Raw genomic sequence first — 16,636 nt, 5'->3', positions numbered from 1 at the left:
ATGGTTAAAACCCTGATTTACATATTATTTAAATCATTTTAAAATCTGCAGTTTTTTGCGTATTTTTGATCGCATGAATTTATACGATCTCTTCGTAAAACCCTACGAAAGCTACACTTCACTACAAATTCTCCTGGAAGCGTGCGGTACATTCTTCGGAATTATCAGCGTTTATTTTTCAATTAAAAAAAATATCTGGGTCTACCCTACCGGAATTATTTCTACCCTGATCTATGTGTATATTCTCTTTAATTTCGGATTGTTGGGAGATTGTATGATCAATATCTACTATACGGCAATGAGTATTTATGGCTGGGTTTTATGGTATAGAAACTCAAAAGATCATATTCATGTCGAAGTTTCGTGGGCAACAAAAAAGGAATGGACCTATGGGATTCTGCTATTTATTTTAAGCCTCATTATTGTTACGGGTATCTATTATTACAAACCTTACATCGACAATCAGTTTTCAATGACCGGAACCGATCTGGGTCTGTATCATCTTGATTGGGGGAACTGGCTCGACGTGGTGACCACTTCTATATTCTTAGTGGGGATGTGGTTTATGGCTAAACAGCGCATTGAGAACTGGGTTTTCTGGATTATCGGAGATTTTATATGCATTCCGATGATGATTTATAAGGGGCTGGGTATCACTTCGGTTCAATATTTGGTATTTACAGTAATGGCGATCTTAGGATACGCTACCTGGAAAAAAAGTATTAAAGAAAAAAGTATTAAAAAGTCATGAAAAATTTATTAAAAATAGCATTCAGTATCTTAACACTGGCAAGTGTAACTTCTTGTGCAGTGTATTCCGACGGCTCGGCAGGCGGATACGGAGATCCTTATTACGACAACGGATATTATTATGCACCCCAGGGATATTACGGTGGCGGCGGATATTATGGAAACGACGGATATTATTACAGGAATGATGTCAACTACTACTATGATAGCGGTGTCCCTTATTATTACCAAAACTATAATAATTCAAGAAGAAAAGTATATGTAGAGAGAAGATCCGGATCTGCTAACGGAACTTCAACACAGAGACCTAATAACGGTTTCAGAGGTGAACCTACAGGAAACGGATATAATAATAACAACAGGAATAACAACAACGGAAGTTTCCGGAATTCAAATTCGAATAACAGCAATTCACGGGGATTCAGAAATCAACAGCAGAACAACAGCCAGCGACAAAACAATAACAGCGGCTTCAGAACTACACAGCCACAAAGTACTGACCGACCTGCCAACAGCGGTTTTAGAAATAACACGCCCCCTCCGGCTAACAATAATAACAACAGCGGTTTCAGGGATAATTCAAGCAGCAGCCAGCAAAATAATACTCAACAGAATTCCAATTCTACGAGAAGTGGCGGCGGATTTAGATAAAACCATTATAAATAAGGAAACGAGCAGTAAACACTGTTCGTTTTTTTGTTTTAAATAAGTTAATTTTGCCTGTTATTTCAGTAAAAAAGAAAAATTATGGATTTTTATAAATATCAGGGTACCGGAAACGATTTTGTCATGATCGATAACCGCTCCGGAGAATGGGACGACTTATCCATTGCCCATATTCAGAAGTTGTGTGACCGCCGTTTTGGAATTGGCGCAGACGGACTTATTAAGATCAATGCGGCAGAAGGATTCGATTTTGAAGTCGATTATTACAATTCCGACGGTTCCAAAAGTTTCTGTGGAAACGGTGCACGCTGCTCGGTGGCATTTGCATTTTTCCTTGATATTTTTGAGGGTAAATGTAAATTTATTGCTATCGACGGAGCGCATGACGCCGAAATTCATAACGGAATTGTCAAGTTAAAAATGAGCGATGTTCCGGCTATTATTAAAGACGGCGAAGATACGGTGATGAATACCGGATCTCCCCATTATGTAAAATATGTGGAAGATATCTTAAACTATAAAGTTTTCGCTGAAGGAAGCAGCATCAGGAATTCTGAAAATTACAAAAAAGAAGGAATTAACGTCAACTTTGTAGAAAAAGTTTCAGAAGATGAAATTTTCGTAAGAACCTATGAACGGGGCGTTGAAGATGAAACCTACAGCTGCGGAACGGGAGTTACTGCTGCCGCTTTAACTTTTCTGCAAAATAACAATCTAATCTCTGTAAAAGTTAAAACTTTAGGAGGTGACCTTGAAGTCCATGCAGAAAAGAATGGGGATTCTTTTCAGAATATCTGGCTGGAAGGCCCTGCAAAGCAGGTTTTCAAAGGTAAGGTTGACTTACTGTAATCAATAACTTTTTAATTTACTTAATTAATAATGAAAAAAACAATTCTCATTATTGTTCTGTTGCTTATTGCGGTTGCAGGATTTTTTGGTTTGAGATTTTATAATACCTATTACGGAAGCAACGTAGAAAAAGACGGGTATGTGTTAATCCCTCATAAAGCCAGTTTTAAGCAGATCCTGGATTCTGCTGCAAAATATACAGATAATAAAGAATCTTTTGAAAAGGTAGCGAAAGAAAAAGATCTTGAAAAATATTTTAAGGCCGGGCGTTATTATTTTCAGAAAGGAATGGGTAATTCTAACCTCGTCAATATGATCAAGGCCGGAAATCAAACGGCAAACAGCTTCAGAATCGGCGATTTTGGAGATATTTATCAGATGATAGGAAAAGTGACAAAAAAAACTGAACTGGATTCTTTGAAATTCGTTAGTGATCTTAATGCGCTTGCCAACGAGAAAGGATTGAATAATGCGGAGGAATTAAAAAAATATTTTTTCATCGATACCTACAACTTTTTCTGGACGGTAACTCCTGAAGAGTTTTTTAAAAAATTTGAAAGTCAGTATGATGATTTCTGGAATGCCGAAAGAAAATCAGAAGAACAAAAATCCGGTTTAACGAGAGATCAGATTTATGCATTGGCATCCATCGTCTATAAAGAATCAGGTGGAAAAAAAGATGAGATGCGAACGATAGCAGGACTGTATCTGAACCGCTACAGAAAAGGAATGAAACTGCAGTCTGATCCTACGGTCATTTATGCGATCAATAAACAGACTAACTTTAAAGATCAGATCAAGAGAGTTCTCTATAAACATTTATCAACGCCGTCACCCTATAATACGTACGCCAATGCAGGAATTCCTCCGGGACCGATCTGTATTGTAGACAAAAACTCGGTAGATGCTGTTCTGAATGCTGAAAGCAATAACTATATTTTCATGTGTGCCGACCCTGCGAGATTCGGTTTTCACAAGTTTACAGCAAGTGCTGAAGAGCATGCAGTGAATGCCAAAGCGTATCAGGACTGGTTAAATTCGAAAAATATTAAGTAAAAAATAAATTTAACTTTATTTTAACAAAGCAACGATTAACATTTAGAAGAGTAATACGACCTATACATTTAGAATAATAAACTAATCATTATATTTCTTCAACTCATTATTTTAACATTTTCGAAATGTTAGAAGGAATATTTTCACGATTCTACACAATAAAATAACCTTATGAACCAGACGGAAATTATCAACATTTTCACAAAAAAAGCCTTGGGACTTACTTTCGTACTTTCAGCAGCAGCATTTGCTTTTGCTCAGGAAAAAGTAAATGTTTCAGGAACCGTTGTTAATGACAGCAGCCAGACAGTCCCTTATGCTTCTGTTACCTTTACCAACAAGGAGAACAAAGCACTAAGCGATGCTGCTCTTGCAGATGAAAAAGGGCAATACAAACTCGATTTAGTCCCGGGAATCTATGACGTTACGATCGAAGCGGTGGGCTACAAAAAAAGCTTAGTCAATAAACAGATTACAGCTCCCGGAAATATTGGGGTTTTAACGATAGAGCCTGATGAAACGGCTAATCTCACGGCTCCTAAAGATCAGAAGACCCAGGAAATTCAGGGCATTGTACTTACGGCAGCTTCCACGAAACCTTATAAGGTAGAGCTTGATAAAAGAACCTACGACCCTTCTCAGGATATTGTAAGCAAGGGTGGAAATCTTCAGGATGTTCTTTCCAATGTCCCTTCCGTTTCTGTAGATACAGACGGTACCGTTTCGATGAGAGGAAGCTCCAATGTAAGATTTTTGATTAACGGTAAGCCTTCTGCTCTTCTTGGGATTGATGACGGAGCCAATGCTTTACAGAGTATTCCTGCTGACCAGATCGAAAAAATTGAGGTAATTACCAATCCTTCTTCAAAATTTGAAGCTTCAGGTACTGCTGGTATTTTAAATATTATATTAAAGAAAACTAAAAAAACCGGTTTTAACGGAAGTGTAATCGGAACTTTGGGATATCTGCCTCAAACGAACCTGAATACCAATCTTAACTGGAGAAAAGGAAATTTCACCTGGTTTCTGAACGGCGGCGGCGGATACAGAGAGTCTAAAAACACCAGCAGAAATAATGATTATTTCAATAATGCTGTATTGGCTGACGATTTGGTACAGAGAGATACCAATTCGGAGTCTAAAAGTAAGAACAACAATTATAATGCATCTGCCGGTATTATCTACGATATAACAGATAAGACATCCGTAAATGCATCTGGTACGGTAAGAACATTCGAAAATGAAAATTTTGGTAACATTGATTACGGCTATACTCCTTTAACCAATCCTTTTTATACGTCTACAAGAAAAACAACCGGAAGAAATAATAACCTTGCCTTTCAGGGTGATTTCGGTTTAGATCATAAATTTGATGATAAGGGACAAAATTTATCATTATCATTAAGTTTACAGAGAAACAGATCATATAATGACACGGATATTGAAGATACTGGGTTTTCATTAAAGAATATTGTTAATCAATACACCTTAAATAAATCATTTATTGCAAAAGCTGATTATGAATTGCCTGTTGGAGAATACTCAAAATTAGAGGCAGGTTACCGTTTAGATATTAATAATAATACGTACAGTAATGATGTTTTAGAAGGTGAATTGGTTGAGAATCCTACATTATCTTATTTAGCACCCTACACTTATGATGCTCTTTACAAAGAAACTTTCAACGCTTTTTATCTTCAGTTTAAGAGTAAAATAGGAAAACTGAATTATCAGTTGGGCTTGCGTGATGAGATTTCTACCATTGATATTAATTATCAAAATCTTGTTCCCAATGAGCCGGCGCTTAACAAGACTAAAAATTATAACAATCTCTTCCCAAGTGTTTATTTAAGCTACGAAATAGCAAAAGATAACCAGTTTTTATTAAACTATACCCGAAGAATTGACCGGCCGAGATCTTTCTTTATGATCCCTAATCCTAACTACAATGACAATCAGAATATTTTTGATGGAAATATTGATCTGAATCCATCTTATGTAGATTCTTATGAATTAGGATACAGTATTTCCAAAAAGAAATTTACGATTAATCCTACATTATATTACAGACATCAGACTGATGATACAAAAATGTTGGTGTACAACATTTTGGCGACAGACATTGATGGAGATGTTCTTGAGCCCAAACGTATAGAGTCTCATACAAAACCCATTAACCTGGGTACAGATGATCGTTTCGGTTTAGATTTAAACTTCAGTTGGGATGCAACCAGCTGGATGAAATTCTTAGGAAACGTAGACGTATTTGGCTATAATACAAAGGGAAGTATTTTATATGATACTTTTGACCGGGATAATAATCCTATACAGGATGTTGCCAATTTTGAAGGTAAGGGATTCTCAACAAGAGCAAGACTTACCTCTACATTCAAGGTCGACAAAACTTTCAGCTTCCAGCTACAAGGATTTTACAGAGGAGGGCAAAAATCAGCATATCAGGATCGAAAAGATATGTATGCCATCAATTTCGGGGCATCAAAAACAATCTGGAAAGGGAATGGCACATTGGCTTTCAATGTTCAGGATATTTTCAACACCAGAGCAATGAGATCTACAACCTATACTGCCAACAGTATCAGGGATTCTTATATGCAGTGGCAACCGAGACAGTTTACTGTTTCTTTGACCTACAGATTCAAGCAGGGGGAGAAAATAGAACAGCCTAAAAGGAAAAAGGATATTAACTCCAATGCTACAGGAGGAGATGAGCAAGGCGGACCAATGTAAGCCCTTTTAAATAAAAAAATCCCGAAATTTTCGGGATTTTTTTATTTTACTTGTTGTGCTCTGGCAGCTTTTTCCAATTCGGCTTCGTAGATTCTTTTTCTTAGATCACTGGAAGAAAACCGATGATCTCTCTTGTTATAAAAGATATCAATTCCTTTTTCCTCACAGTATTTCTTTCCTGTAAAATCTCTGTCAAGATAATCATCACCGATAATTCTTACATCAATTACAAAAGACTTCAGGATATCCAGAAGATCTTCTTCCGTGTAATAAGGAATAATCTCATCTACCGCGTTTACAGCCTTAAGCTGGATGTATCTTTCTACGATAGTCTGAGTAGGTCTGTTCTTTGTAGGACGGTCATGAGAAGGATCGATCTGTAAACCTACGATAAGATAGTCACAAACGGTTTTAGCCTCTTCCAGCATTTTAATATGACCGGCATGAAGCAGGTCAAATGAAGAAAATGTAATGCCAATTCTTTCTGTTTTCATATACGTATTTTGTTAACTATCACCAAAATTCAAAAGTATAATTTCGGTGACGATGGATAAATATTTAGTTGTTTTTTTATAATTAACTCATTCTTTTCCGTTTTTTTAAGTATTTCTGGATTCCAGATACTTCTGCCATTCCCATACGGTTCTTAAGGCTTCCTCCAATGGAGTTCCAGCCTTCCAGCTAAGTTCTTTTTCAGCTTTGTCCACATGGGCGTAGGCAATGGTAATATCACCTTCTCTTCTTTTGCAGATCTGGTAAGGAACTTCTACATTATTTGCAATTTCAAATGCCTTTACCACTTCCAGCACAGATGATCCTTTTCCAGTTCCTAAATTATAGATATCTACAAGGGTTTCTTCGGACGGATCGTTGATCAGCTTCTGTAAGGCAGCTACGTGAGCTTTCGCCAGATCGACCACATAGATATAATCACGAACTGCTGTTCCGTCTTCTGTAGGGTAATCGTCACCCCATACGCTTAACTTTTCGCGAACACCGGCTGCCGTCTGCATTACGTAAGGTACTAAATTATTAGGAATTCCAATAGGTAATTCTCCTAATTTTGCTGATGGATGTGCCCCGATAGGATTGAAATACCTCAGCAAAGAAATTTTTCTATGGTAAGCCTTTGCGAAATCAGTTAAAATCTCTTCACCCATCTGTTTGGTCTTTCCGTAAACGCTTTCCGGCATTTTTAACGGTGTATTTTCATCAATAGGCATCTGGTCTGCCTGACCGTACACCGTACAGGAAGAACTGAAAATGAAATTGGAGATTTGCCTCTCTTTGAACTCCTGTAAAATATTGATTAGTGAAAATAAATTATTCTCATAATAATCTACGGGCTTCAGCTGACTCTCTCCCACTGCTTTCGAAGCTGCAAAGTTGATACAGCCCGTAATTTCATGGGCATCAAAAACCTGTGTCAGAAGTTCTTTTCTTTTTAAATCGAAAGGATAAAAAGCAGGTTTCTTCCCTGTAATTTCCTCAATGTTTTTTAAGATAAACCGTTCCGAATTGGAAAGATCATCTACAATAACAACGTCAAAATTGTTATTTAAAAGTTCAACAACGGTGTGTGAACCAATATATCCTAGACCTCCTGTTACAAGTATTGCCATTGTTTAATTTTTATGACTTTGTCAAAATTACCAATCTTTGACAAAGTTTAAGTTTATTTCTCTTTTGTGAGCTTCAATAAAATTCTCACGGTCACCGAATAAATCGGGAATCTTATTTTGCTGCACGTGGATTTCAGAACCGGAAACGACCGCAAGATAAGATGAAAATTTATAATTCTGAAAATTTTCCGGATTTTGATGAATATAAATAATCTGATTTTTAAGATATTCTTCAGAATCAATAAAAATTCTTTTGAAAGGTAATTCCAAAAGAGGTCCGCTTCACTGATATACTTTATTATAAGGACTGGGTATAACTGCTGATCAGTTTACCCATTGCTTTGCTAAAGAAGCATGCTCCGAATGCAGGCCTTTACCATTAAAAATATCAGACGTGCTTATTTCTCATTTTGTTTCAGCACAAAATGAAAATGATTACACATCAGACAGTAGGCATACACTTCAAAATATGGGATCAGGTACAATTTAGCTTTTTTAAGAAAATAATTGCAATTTTCATCGTTAAAAAAGATAAGGTCAGAATTAATCCCCTATTGAATATATGATAAAACCGATCTGCTTGTAAATGATTTTCTCTTATTTTCATTCATTGTGTGTTGAACTTTGTCAAAGATTTTCAACTTTGACAAAGTACTATTTCATAAATTCCAGCACGGCTTCTGTAATATACTTCAGCTGCTCATCATCCAGTTCGGTATGCATCGGTAGAGAAATTACCTGGTCCAAAAGCTTATCGGTATTAACGAAGTCTGCATCATTGCTTTCCTGATAGTATGCTTTTTGTTTTCTCAGTGCTACAGGATAGTAAATCATTGCCGGAATTTCCTTCTCAGTCAGGAATTTCTGCAGGTCATTACGTTTTCCGTTCAGAATTCTCAAAGTATACTGATGAAAGACATGGGTGGAATTTTCATCTCTTTTAGGCGTGAGAATATGCTCATTTCCGGCAAAAGCTTCATCGTAGAAGTCTGCTGCTTTTCTCCTTGAATCATTATACGCATCCAGATGAGGAAGTTTTTTTCTCAGTACAGCTGCCTGAACACTGTCCAGTCTGGAATTTACCCCTACCTCATCATGATAATACCTCTCGTACATTCCGTGGTTCACGATTCCTCTTAAACGGTGAGCCAAATCGTCATTATTGGTAAAAATAGCGCCTCCGTCTCCGTAGCAGCCCAGGTTTTTAGACGGAAAGAAAGACGTCGTTCCCACAGTAGACATGGTTCCTGATTTTTTTACAGTTCCGTCCGCAAAAGTATATTCGGCACCGATCGCCTGTGCATTATCTTCGATGACAAATAAATTATGTTCTTCAGCAATTTTAAGGATCTCTTCCATATTAGCACATTGTCCGAAAATATGGACAGGAATGATTGCTTTTGTTTTTGGAGTGATGGCTTTTTTAATTGCTTCAGCAGAGATCGTGAATGTATCGTAATCTACATCTACCAGAACAGATTTCAGTTTCAATAAATGAATCACTTCCACCGTTGCAGCGAAAGTAAAATCTGCGGTGATCACTTCATCCCCTTCCTGAAGGTCCAGAGCCATCAGAGCGATCTGTAAAGCATCTGTACCGTTGCCGCACGGGATTACATGTTTCACATCTAAATAAGATTCCAATTCATTCTGGAAAGACTTTACCTCGGGGCCATTGATAAAGGCTGCCGAATCCATTACATTTAAAACTGCATTATCGACGTCATTTTTTATTTTGTAATACTGACTTTGTAAGTCAACCATTTGAATTTTTTTCATAAACAAATATTTCTGTAAAAATAAGGAATTTAATATCCTTTTAAAAATTTTATTGATTTTGTTTTATCTTTATACAAAATTACGCATGAAAAAAACGATACTATTTTGTCTGATAGCTGGTTACTCTGTCGCTTCCGCACAGACACAGCTGGTTTTTGTGTTTTTTAAAGACAAGCCCAATAAAGCTGCTTTCTATGCCAATCCCCTTTCGGAACTGAGTCAGAAGTCCCTCAACAGGCGTATCGCTTTGGGAGTTTCACTGAATGATCAGGATGCCCCAATCGAACCTTCTTATATACAGAACATCCAGAATTTAGGATTTACAGTCACCGATTATTCGAAATGGCTGAATGGTGTTGCCGTAAATGCTACCCCTGCTCAAATCACGGTGCTGCAGTCTCAGACTTTTGTACAAAACGTTGAAAGTTTCGCCAGAAATACGGCTGTAGGAACAAAGGTTGCATCCGGCAAATGGAGTCCTGTTTCTGACACCAGCAGTAAAATTCTAACCACCTTTGACTACGGATCAGGCACGGAACAAATCGACCAGATTAATCTCCGTCCGCTTCATTTAGCCGGTTACACCGGAACCGGAGTTTCCGTGGCAGTAATTGATACGGGTTTTCCTACGGTGAATACCGGATCTGCCTTTTCCAGGCTTTGGACCAACGGTCAGGTTAAGGGAGGATATGATTTTGTAACCAAAACGACTGATATTTATAATTCTTCTTTAAATGCTCACGGCACTGTTGTTCTAGGGGCAATGGGCGGTTATATCCAGGATAATTTTGTCGGTTCGGCACCGGATGCCGATTTTTATCTTTACAGAAGCGAAAATGCTGCTGCAGAAATACCGGAGGAAGAAATCTACTGGATCGAGGCCGCAGAAGAGGCCGACCGGAAAGGTGTTGATCTTATTACCAGTTCACTGGGATACAATACATTTGACGATACACGATACAATTATACCTACGCTGACATGAACGGCACGACGTCCTTCATTGCAAGAGGTGCTGAGATAGCGGTTAATAAAGGAATCTTTGTTCTCGTAGCTGCCGGAAACTCCGGACAGCTGACGTGGCATTACATTACAACTCCAGCCGATAATGCCAAAGTATTCACCATTGGTTCCGTAGATGCCGCGGGAGCCTCTTCAGGATTTTCTTCCTACGGACCGAATGCGGCCGGCATTGTAAAACCGGATGCAAGTGCGAGAGGAAGCTTATCCACTACGGTCAATAACAATTCAACGTCCGTCGTGAGTGGGACTTCTATCGCTACTCCTATTGCTGCGGGAGGCGTTGCGTGCCTGATTCAGGCTTTTAATACAATGAACAGGGATCAGATGCGGGCCCGGCTTAGGCAGACTGCTTCTCTTTCACCTGGCCACACCGATCAGATGGGATTCGGAATTTTAAACTTCGGAAGTTTTTATAATAATGTTTTAAATACTTCTGATCTGGTTAAGAAAAAAGACATTGCTATTTTTCCTAATCCGGTTAAAAACATTCTCAATATCGCCTCTGAAAGTGAAGTTTTATCACTGGAAATTTATGATCATCTGGGGCGCCTCATTACAAAATCCAGCCATCAGAAATCCGTAAAAGTTGAAGATTTTGCCAAAGGAGTGTACTATCTGAAAATCCGGACAGATGCTGAGACTTACTACGAAAAGTTTATTAAAGAATAACAGATGGAGCTATTTGATTATTCAGATGGCTCTTTTTATTTATTAAAATGCATTAGAATCCACTCCAAACATTCCTCAGGGTCCATAATGCTCCAGGAGTGGGGATGCCTGAAGCCTTCAGGTCTTATGCCTCTGTCATTAACAATCTTCAAATCTGCCTGTTTGTGTCCCTTCAATCTTAACAGGTTTATCATTGCGGTGATGCTTATACTATTGGTATCATACAGATCTCTCCCTCTGTTATTCAACTGCCACATAATTCCGGGTTCTGTATAGATCAAGAGCGGAATATTCATTAAATATTTAGCATTTCCACCATCTTTCTCGCTGTACAAGAACATGGATTCTCTGATGTAGTTTTCTCTGTTTTTATCTGGAAGCCCTATAGCATCTGTCATCTCTTTGCTAAAATTCTTTGCCTCATTCACAGCTGCTTCAGAATAATTCCTTTCAATATCTCTCTTAAATTGACCATACATTTTTTCGTAATCAAGCGGAGGATCCAATGCGAAAACTGAACTTGGTATAAAATATCTGCTTCTATCCCTTACTGCTATTTCTGCATATTTTACCGCTAACATTCCACCATAAGAAAGTCCACCAATAGCTATTTTATCTTTAGAAATATGATGTTTCTCCACTACATCTTTCGCTATCCTATCAAGAAATCTCTGTTCAGTATCCATTTTGAAATCTCCCTCTTCAAATCCTGGAAACAGAACAATCAAATTTTCACCGTAAGCCAGCTCATCAAGATAAATCTGATTCATCACTCTTTCAGGAGTTTCGCCACCACCGGGTAAAATAATGATCATTCCCACCGGTTTGCCTTCCGGCAGAATTTTATAATAAAAATTTTTAGTGTCCGGGAAAGTTATTTTTTCTGGATCCTGGGAAAAAGCTTTAATGAATAGAAAAATCAAAAAAGGAATCACAAATTTGTTCATTGCTGATCGCTTATAGTTTATAAAAAAACTACCGCTATTCGGGTAGTTTCATTGGTAACGGTAAAGTATTATTTTTTATTTTATTTTTGAAGTCTATTTTAACATTTTACACAATTATCATATTAATGATGATCTGTTTAAGCTGAGTTCCTGCTGGCATTAATATTCCCGAAAAGAGAACGGGTTACCAGCTTTTCATATGCTTCTTTATTTCCTTCTCCTTTCTGAATTTTCATTAACGCATACTGCTGAATACTCAACAGTGGCAATACGATCCTCTCACGGATTTTTACGGATTTTCTTGATAGGGATCTTCTTCCTGAAGCATTTTAAAGCCTGTAAGTTCCAGCATGATATTTTTTGAAAGACTGAACTCATCAAAAAGTATATTCCAGAACGCTCCGAATTTCGGATTGTCTTTAATGTAATAGGTCAAAGGGAAATAAGACTTATTCATACTCATCATCGAATTTAAAACCAGGGTCTTAAAGAAATCCGAACCTCTGTATAGCTCTCTTACCTCATCAAACCTTCCCTGCTCTTTCATTTGCTGCATGGCAAAGCCGAAGCCGAAAAACCCGGGAACATTCTGTTTAAGCTGTGACCAGGATCCTACAAAAGGAATTGCCCTCAGGTCTTCAAATTTCAGCTCGTTTCCACCACCTCTTTTGGACGGGCGGCTGCCGATATTGGTTTTCCCATAATATTCCAGCGTGCTCATTTCCTGTAAATAGGGAACAAACATCGGATGTGCCTTAAGATCTGAATATTTCTGATAACTGAGATCTGCCAGTTCGATGATCAGGCTTCTTTCTTTTTCCGTTAAATCTTTCTTCGAATTTTTAAAGACATCATTCTCAATTCCCGCTGTTAAAAGCTGTTCGAAATTATATTTTGCCTGTTCCTTATTTCCGAAAATACTGGTGATCGTTTGCCCCTGTATGGTCAATTCAATTTTATTATTGGCGATTGTTTTCCCCTGGGAAGCATAAAAATCATGGGTTTTGCCGCCTCCTCTCGCGGGTGGACCGCCTCGTCCGTCAAAGAATACTACTTTGATTCCATTATCCTCGGAAAGCTTTGTTAAAAGTTCTTTGGCCTTATAAATTTCCCAGTTGGCCTTCAGGTATCCGCCGTCTTTCGTTCCGTCCGAGAAACCAAGCATAATGGTCTGCTGATTTCCTCTTTTTAACAGATGCTTTTTATAGACAGGATTCTGATACAGTTCGTTCATTACATTTTCTGCGTTGGCAAGACCTTCCATTGTTTCGAAAAGCGGAACGATATCCATATTGATTTCTCCATCCTGGTACCCGCAGATTTTGAAAAATGCATATACATTCATCACATCTTTTACAGCGTCAGAATTGGAAATGATATAACGGTTCATTCCTCTGTACCCGTTCAATTCCTGAATTTCCGAGATCTGAGAAACCGTCAGTAAAGTATCTTTTACAATGTCTTCAAAATCGTCAGCATTTACTTTTTCCGAAATCTGAATCAGCTGACTGAATTTTTCTTCGTAAGTAGCTTCTGTATTCCCGGACACTTTAGCAAAAACCTCATCGATCACCTGCTGGTGAATTCTGCTGTCCTGGCGTACATCCAATGTTGCAAAGTGAGTTCCGAAGATTTTCACGCGGTCTTTGAAATTCACCAGCAAATCAAGGAATAATGAGTTGTGCTGCTCTACCAGGATTTTTTCAGCTTTTTCCAATCTCCCGATGATCTCTTCTGAGGTAATTTTTTCACTTCTGAAGATGGCTGAGTACAGTTCATTACTCAGTTTTGTCAATACATCCGAAACGCCGCGGAAGCTTAATCTTCTCCGTACAGATTTAAGGTTGTTATAGTAGGCTTTTAAAATGGCGGAACGAAGTTCTTCAGATACTCTTTTTGTAATTTCTGCTGTTACAAAAGGATTCCCGTCACGGTCACCTCCCGGCCAGAATCCCAGCTGGATGAGATCTTCATGCAGATGAAAATGATCATTCTCAAATGTGGATTTTATCTTTGTAAAAAGTTCACCAATGGTATCATAATAAACATACCTCAGGTAATATATAATGCTTAAAGCCTCATCGATAGGCGTTGGTTTTTCTTTATTAACGAACGGCGTTTTTCCCAACTGCTGCAATAACATGTCGATGTTGGTGATAGAGTCTGTCGTAATGGCATTGCGGAGGTCGTGAAGGATTCTCTGTACCGAATTCGGATAAAACTGGGTCGGGTGGGCCGTAAAAACAATTTTCACTGAAAAATCCTTCAGTTTTTCACGAATTTTTTCCAGCTTGTGATCCTGTAATGAACGTTCGTACATATGGGTCACCGTCCCGTTGTCACTTTCGGAGTGAATATTGGGGAAAGCGGCATCTTCGATACTGTCGAAGAGAACAACCTGCCGTTCAATATATTGTATGATTTTAAAAAGCAGTTCAGTTTTCTGCTCTTCGGTCTGTAAATCGGTATGGCTTTTAAAAAATTCTTCAACGATTTCTTCAGGGGTTTTCCCGGCTTCGTAACCGATCCGGCTTTCTTCACAAAGAAACGGAAGCAGCATCCCGATGTTGGTCATTTTATCATACGGAAGGCTCATAAATAATGAATTGTAGATCTGGAACTTATTTTCCACGATCTGCCTGAATTTTTCTGCGCGTTGGTCGTGTATCATGTAACAAATGTAGGGGATTTTCGTTTTAATTGTATTTCAATAAATTTAAAATTTAAATTATCTTTACAAAATAATATAATTTTCATTTGATGTATCCAACAAAATCTTTTATTGTAATCATGATAATGTATACACTATTCAGTTGCCATCAAAAAAAAGATTCAGATACTCAAAAGAAAAATGTAAAACTAAAATCTACAGAATTTATTTATGACACCATACAATTAGCAGACATAAAAAAAAATAGAGGATAAGAATAACTCTATTCAATATACTAAACCTTATCGAATCAGTTTATCAGAAGACTATTTCCCGGGTATTGAACATTATAATTTCGATCAACCCTTAATATATCGGAGGGATACAGGGAATCTGAACACTCAAGCCTCTTACTTTTCACCAAAAAAGATAGTACTGTACGATTAATAGAATACAGTTGGAGTCAAAACAGAAAACAACAACTATTTATTGATAGCCTTTATCGTTTAAATAAAAACAGAATTTCAAAAATACTAGGAAGCGGGACAGAAATATTTGAAAAGAAAGACGGTTGGTGGCAAAGAATTGAAAGATGGGATAACGATTCTGTTCATGTTTATAGTTTTATTTTTGGGATTGATGAAGGGCAAAGAACCAGAGTGATCGTTAGATATAAAAATCTCTAATTTAGGTTTTTTAGTTTTGAATTCAATTAATGCGTTACTTTATAATGTATTTACAAAAATATTAATGACATATGAAATTTGGAATTATTTTTTATTCAACTATAGGAATGTTAACTCTAATAGCAGGCGTTTATTTACTACAATATTTTATTCTTCTTTCCATTATTTTTTTTATTGGAACATTCATCAACGGAGTTTTTATTTATAAGGAATATAATATTCATAAAAATAATATTGTTGAATATGATGAAAATACACTTCCTGATGAAGTTACTATCAAATATTCGCTTTCGGGCAGGATTATTGCTATTGCGACTTATAGTATCTTCGTGATTTTAGGAATATTTTTTCTTTCTTGTATTATTATGAAGTTCAATTTCATAACGATATTTATAGTTGCATTGCTAGCAGCATTTACGATTTATTTTATTGTAAAAATTATTCTGGAAATTAAGAAAACATCTAAAATAATTATTTCGATTGATAGAAAAGGTATTCAAATAAAAAATAATCCAATGTACTTTTGGAATGAAATTCAACTTGAAAAAATTATCGTAAAACGTTTAGTAAGTCGCGAATCTAAGCATGATTATAAGCCAGAAGTTAACTATCTATATTTCTTTCATGGAGACGAAAAAGTAGAGGTCAATATTGATGATTTTGATATTACGGATTATCAGCTTGCGCAGGTTTTGAAAATATTCAGAAAACGCTACAATACTTCAGATTTGTTATAATTTTATTCAATTCATTAATAATTACTCATCTACAAGAAATTGATCCCATGAAAAAAATATTCCTGTTCCTAGTAATCACTTTTCTTTTTACCGCTTGTGGTGACGATTGCTATAATGCACCTCAGACAATCGCGTTTAAATTTGTTGATTCTAATGACGTCAATCTGATTACGAACGGAGCACTTTCAACGTATTCCGTTCAAGATGAAAACCATGTTGGCATTCAGCTTACGAAAACATCGGAAGACATGGTAATTTTAGAAAATGTAGGGACTTATAACGGAATAAAAAATTACACCTTTTATTCTGCCATTAAGATTTTTAATTTCTCCATCCATTCATCAGAATTTAAAGGGGGTTGTGACGGTTATCAGATCAATAAATTAACATTCACCGGGGTGGGTATCGACGTAACAGACGAAAACGGATATTATAAAATCGTACTGCAATAAAATC

General features: G+C 37.1%; 13 protein-coding genes and 1 pseudogene. 8 read left to right on the top strand and 6 right to left on the bottom strand.

What is annotated here, in order from left to right:
• Window positions 1–73 precede the first annotated feature (73 nt).
• From pnuC to ODZ84_RS22120, 5 genes are all read left to right on the top strand, one after another.
• Window positions 74–751, top strand: coding sequence for a nicotinamide riboside transporter PnuC (gene pnuC / locus ODZ84_RS22140; RefSeq protein ID WP_266174666.1), 678 nt, complete (start codon window positions 74–76; stop codon window positions 749–751).
• On the top strand, window positions 748–1,401 hold the full coding sequence (locus tag ODZ84_RS22135) for a hypothetical protein (RefSeq protein WP_266174664.1): 654 nt from the start codon (window positions 748–750) through the stop codon (window positions 1,399–1,401). The genes pnuC and ODZ84_RS22135 overlap by 4 nt, the downstream gene beginning before the upstream one ends.
• A 96-nt stretch (window positions 1,402–1,497) precedes the next feature.
• Complete coding sequence (dapF, locus tag ODZ84_RS22130) at window positions 1,498–2,265, top strand: diaminopimelate epimerase (RefSeq protein ID WP_266174663.1); 768 nt, start codon at window positions 1,498–1,500, stop codon at window positions 2,263–2,265.
• Between the two features lie 30 nt (window positions 2,266–2,295).
• Window positions 2,296–3,321, top strand: coding sequence for an endolytic transglycosylase MltG (gene mltG / locus ODZ84_RS22125; RefSeq protein WP_266174661.1), 1,026 nt, complete (start codon window positions 2,296–2,298; stop codon window positions 3,319–3,321).
• A gap of 171 nt (window positions 3,322–3,492) precedes the next feature.
• Window positions 3,493–6,069 carry a TonB-dependent receptor domain-containing protein gene (locus ODZ84_RS22120; protein WP_266174659.1) on the top strand — a complete coding sequence of 859 codons (2,577 nt, stop codon included), beginning with the start codon at window positions 3,493–3,495 and terminating at the stop codon, window positions 6,067–6,069.
• A gap of 41 nt (window positions 6,070–6,110) precedes the next feature.
• Here the strand turns inward: ODZ84_RS22120 and ODZ84_RS22115 are convergent, their stop codons facing one another.
• The 4 genes from ODZ84_RS22115 to ODZ84_RS22100 all read right to left on the bottom strand — a co-directional run bounded on the left by ODZ84_RS22115 (window position 6,111) and on the right by ODZ84_RS22100 (window position 9,470).
• Window positions 6,111–6,563 (bottom strand): adenylyltransferase/cytidyltransferase family protein, encoded by a 453-nt coding sequence (locus tag ODZ84_RS22115; RefSeq protein ID WP_266174657.1) that lies wholly within the window; start codon window positions 6,561–6,563, stop codon window positions 6,111–6,113.
• A gap of 105 nt (window positions 6,564–6,668) precedes the next feature.
• Window positions 6,669–7,691, bottom strand: coding sequence for a UDP-glucose 4-epimerase GalE (gene galE / locus ODZ84_RS22110; protein WP_266174655.1), 1,023 nt, complete (start codon window positions 7,689–7,691; stop codon window positions 6,669–6,671).
• A gap of 27 nt (window positions 7,692–7,718) precedes the next feature.
• Window positions 7,719–7,961: a hypothetical protein gene (locus ODZ84_RS22105; protein WP_266174652.1), complete on the bottom strand. Its 243-nt coding sequence runs from the start codon at window positions 7,959–7,961 to the stop codon at window positions 7,719–7,721.
• A gap of 384 nt (window positions 7,962–8,345) precedes the next feature.
• The gene (locus tag ODZ84_RS22100) at window positions 8,346–9,470 is read right to left on the bottom strand and encodes a DegT/DnrJ/EryC1/StrS family aminotransferase (RefSeq protein WP_266174650.1); all 1,125 of its coding nucleotides are present in this window, start codon (window positions 9,468–9,470) and stop codon (window positions 8,346–8,348) included.
• Window positions 9,471–9,555: 85 nt separating this feature from the next.
• Here ODZ84_RS22100 and ODZ84_RS22095 point away from each other — a divergent pair, with 85 nt between their 5' ends.
• Complete coding sequence (locus ODZ84_RS22095) at window positions 9,556–11,160, top strand: S8/S53 family peptidase (RefSeq protein WP_266174648.1); 1,605 nt, start codon at window positions 9,556–9,558, stop codon at window positions 11,158–11,160.
• 35 nt (window positions 11,161–11,195) lie between these two features.
• Here the strand turns inward: ODZ84_RS22095 and ODZ84_RS22090 are convergent, their stop codons facing one another.
• Window positions 11,196–11,975, bottom strand: a complete 780-nt coding sequence (locus tag ODZ84_RS22090; protein ID WP_266174646.1) for a hypothetical protein — start codon at window positions 11,973–11,975, stop codon at window positions 11,196–11,198.
• Window positions 11,976–12,244: 269 nt separating this feature from the next.
• Window positions 12,245–14,778: pseudogene (locus ODZ84_RS22085) on the bottom strand (phosphoenolpyruvate carboxylase).
• 736 nt (window positions 14,779–15,514) lie between these two features.
• Between ODZ84_RS22085 and ODZ84_RS22080 the strand changes: the two are divergent.
• Window positions 15,515–16,180 carry a hypothetical protein gene (locus tag ODZ84_RS22080; RefSeq protein ID WP_266174645.1) on the top strand — a complete coding sequence of 222 codons (666 nt, stop codon included), beginning with the start codon at window positions 15,515–15,517 and terminating at the stop codon, window positions 16,178–16,180.
• Window positions 16,181–16,227: 47 nt separating this feature from the next.
• Entirely contained in the window at window positions 16,228–16,632 is a 405-nt protein-coding gene (locus ODZ84_RS22075) for a hypothetical protein (RefSeq protein ID WP_266174644.1), read from the top strand.
• Window positions 16,633–16,636 lie beyond the last annotated feature (4 nt).

Source organism: Chryseobacterium fluminis, assembly GCF_026314945.1.
GTDB classification, from domain to species: Bacteria; Bacteroidota; Bacteroidia; order Flavobacteriales; family Weeksellaceae; genus Chryseobacterium; species Chryseobacterium fluminis.
The sequence above is the reverse complement of the archived record's forward strand: the minus strand, read 5'-3'. Positions and strand labels throughout refer to the sequence as shown.

What these genes read in the sequence shown, in the direction of transcription:
- galE (WP_266174655.1), bottom strand. Translation starts at nt 7,691, where the DNA reads ATGGCAATACTTGTAACAGGAGGTCTAGGATATATTGGTTCACACACC.
- mltG (WP_266174661.1), top strand. Translation starts at nt 2,296, where the DNA reads ATGAAAAAAACAATTCTCATTATTGTTCTGTTGCTTATTGCGGTTGCA.
- ODZ84_RS22080 (WP_266174645.1), top strand. Translation starts at nt 15,515, where the DNA reads ATGAAATTTGGAATTATTTTTTATTCAACTATAGGAATGTTAACTCTA.
- ODZ84_RS22090 (WP_266174646.1), bottom strand. Translation starts at nt 11,975, where the DNA reads ATGATCATTATTTTACCCGGTGGTGGCGAAACTCCTGAAAGAGTGATG.
- ODZ84_RS22100 (WP_266174650.1), bottom strand. Translation starts at nt 9,470, where the DNA reads ATGAAAAAAATTCAAATGGTTGACTTACAAAGTCAGTATTACAAAATA.
- ODZ84_RS22075 (WP_266174644.1), top strand. Translation starts at nt 16,228, where the DNA reads ATGAAAAAAATATTCCTGTTCCTAGTAATCACTTTTCTTTTTACCGCT.
- ODZ84_RS22120 (WP_266174659.1), top strand. Translation starts at nt 3,493, where the DNA reads ATGAACCAGACGGAAATTATCAACATTTTCACAAAAAAAGCCTTGGGA.
- ODZ84_RS22095 (WP_266174648.1), top strand. Translation starts at nt 9,556, where the DNA reads ATGAAAAAAACGATACTATTTTGTCTGATAGCTGGTTACTCTGTCGCT.
- dapF (WP_266174663.1), top strand. Translation starts at nt 1,498, where the DNA reads ATGGATTTTTATAAATATCAGGGTACCGGAAACGATTTTGTCATGATC.
- pnuC (WP_266174666.1), top strand. Translation starts at nt 74, where the DNA reads ATGAATTTATACGATCTCTTCGTAAAACCCTACGAAAGCTACACTTCA.
- ODZ84_RS22115 (WP_266174657.1), bottom strand. Translation starts at nt 6,563, where the DNA reads ATGAAAACAGAAAGAATTGGCATTACATTTTCTTCATTTGACCTGCTT.
- ODZ84_RS22135 (WP_266174664.1), top strand. Translation starts at nt 748, where the DNA reads ATGAAAAATTTATTAAAAATAGCATTCAGTATCTTAACACTGGCAAGT.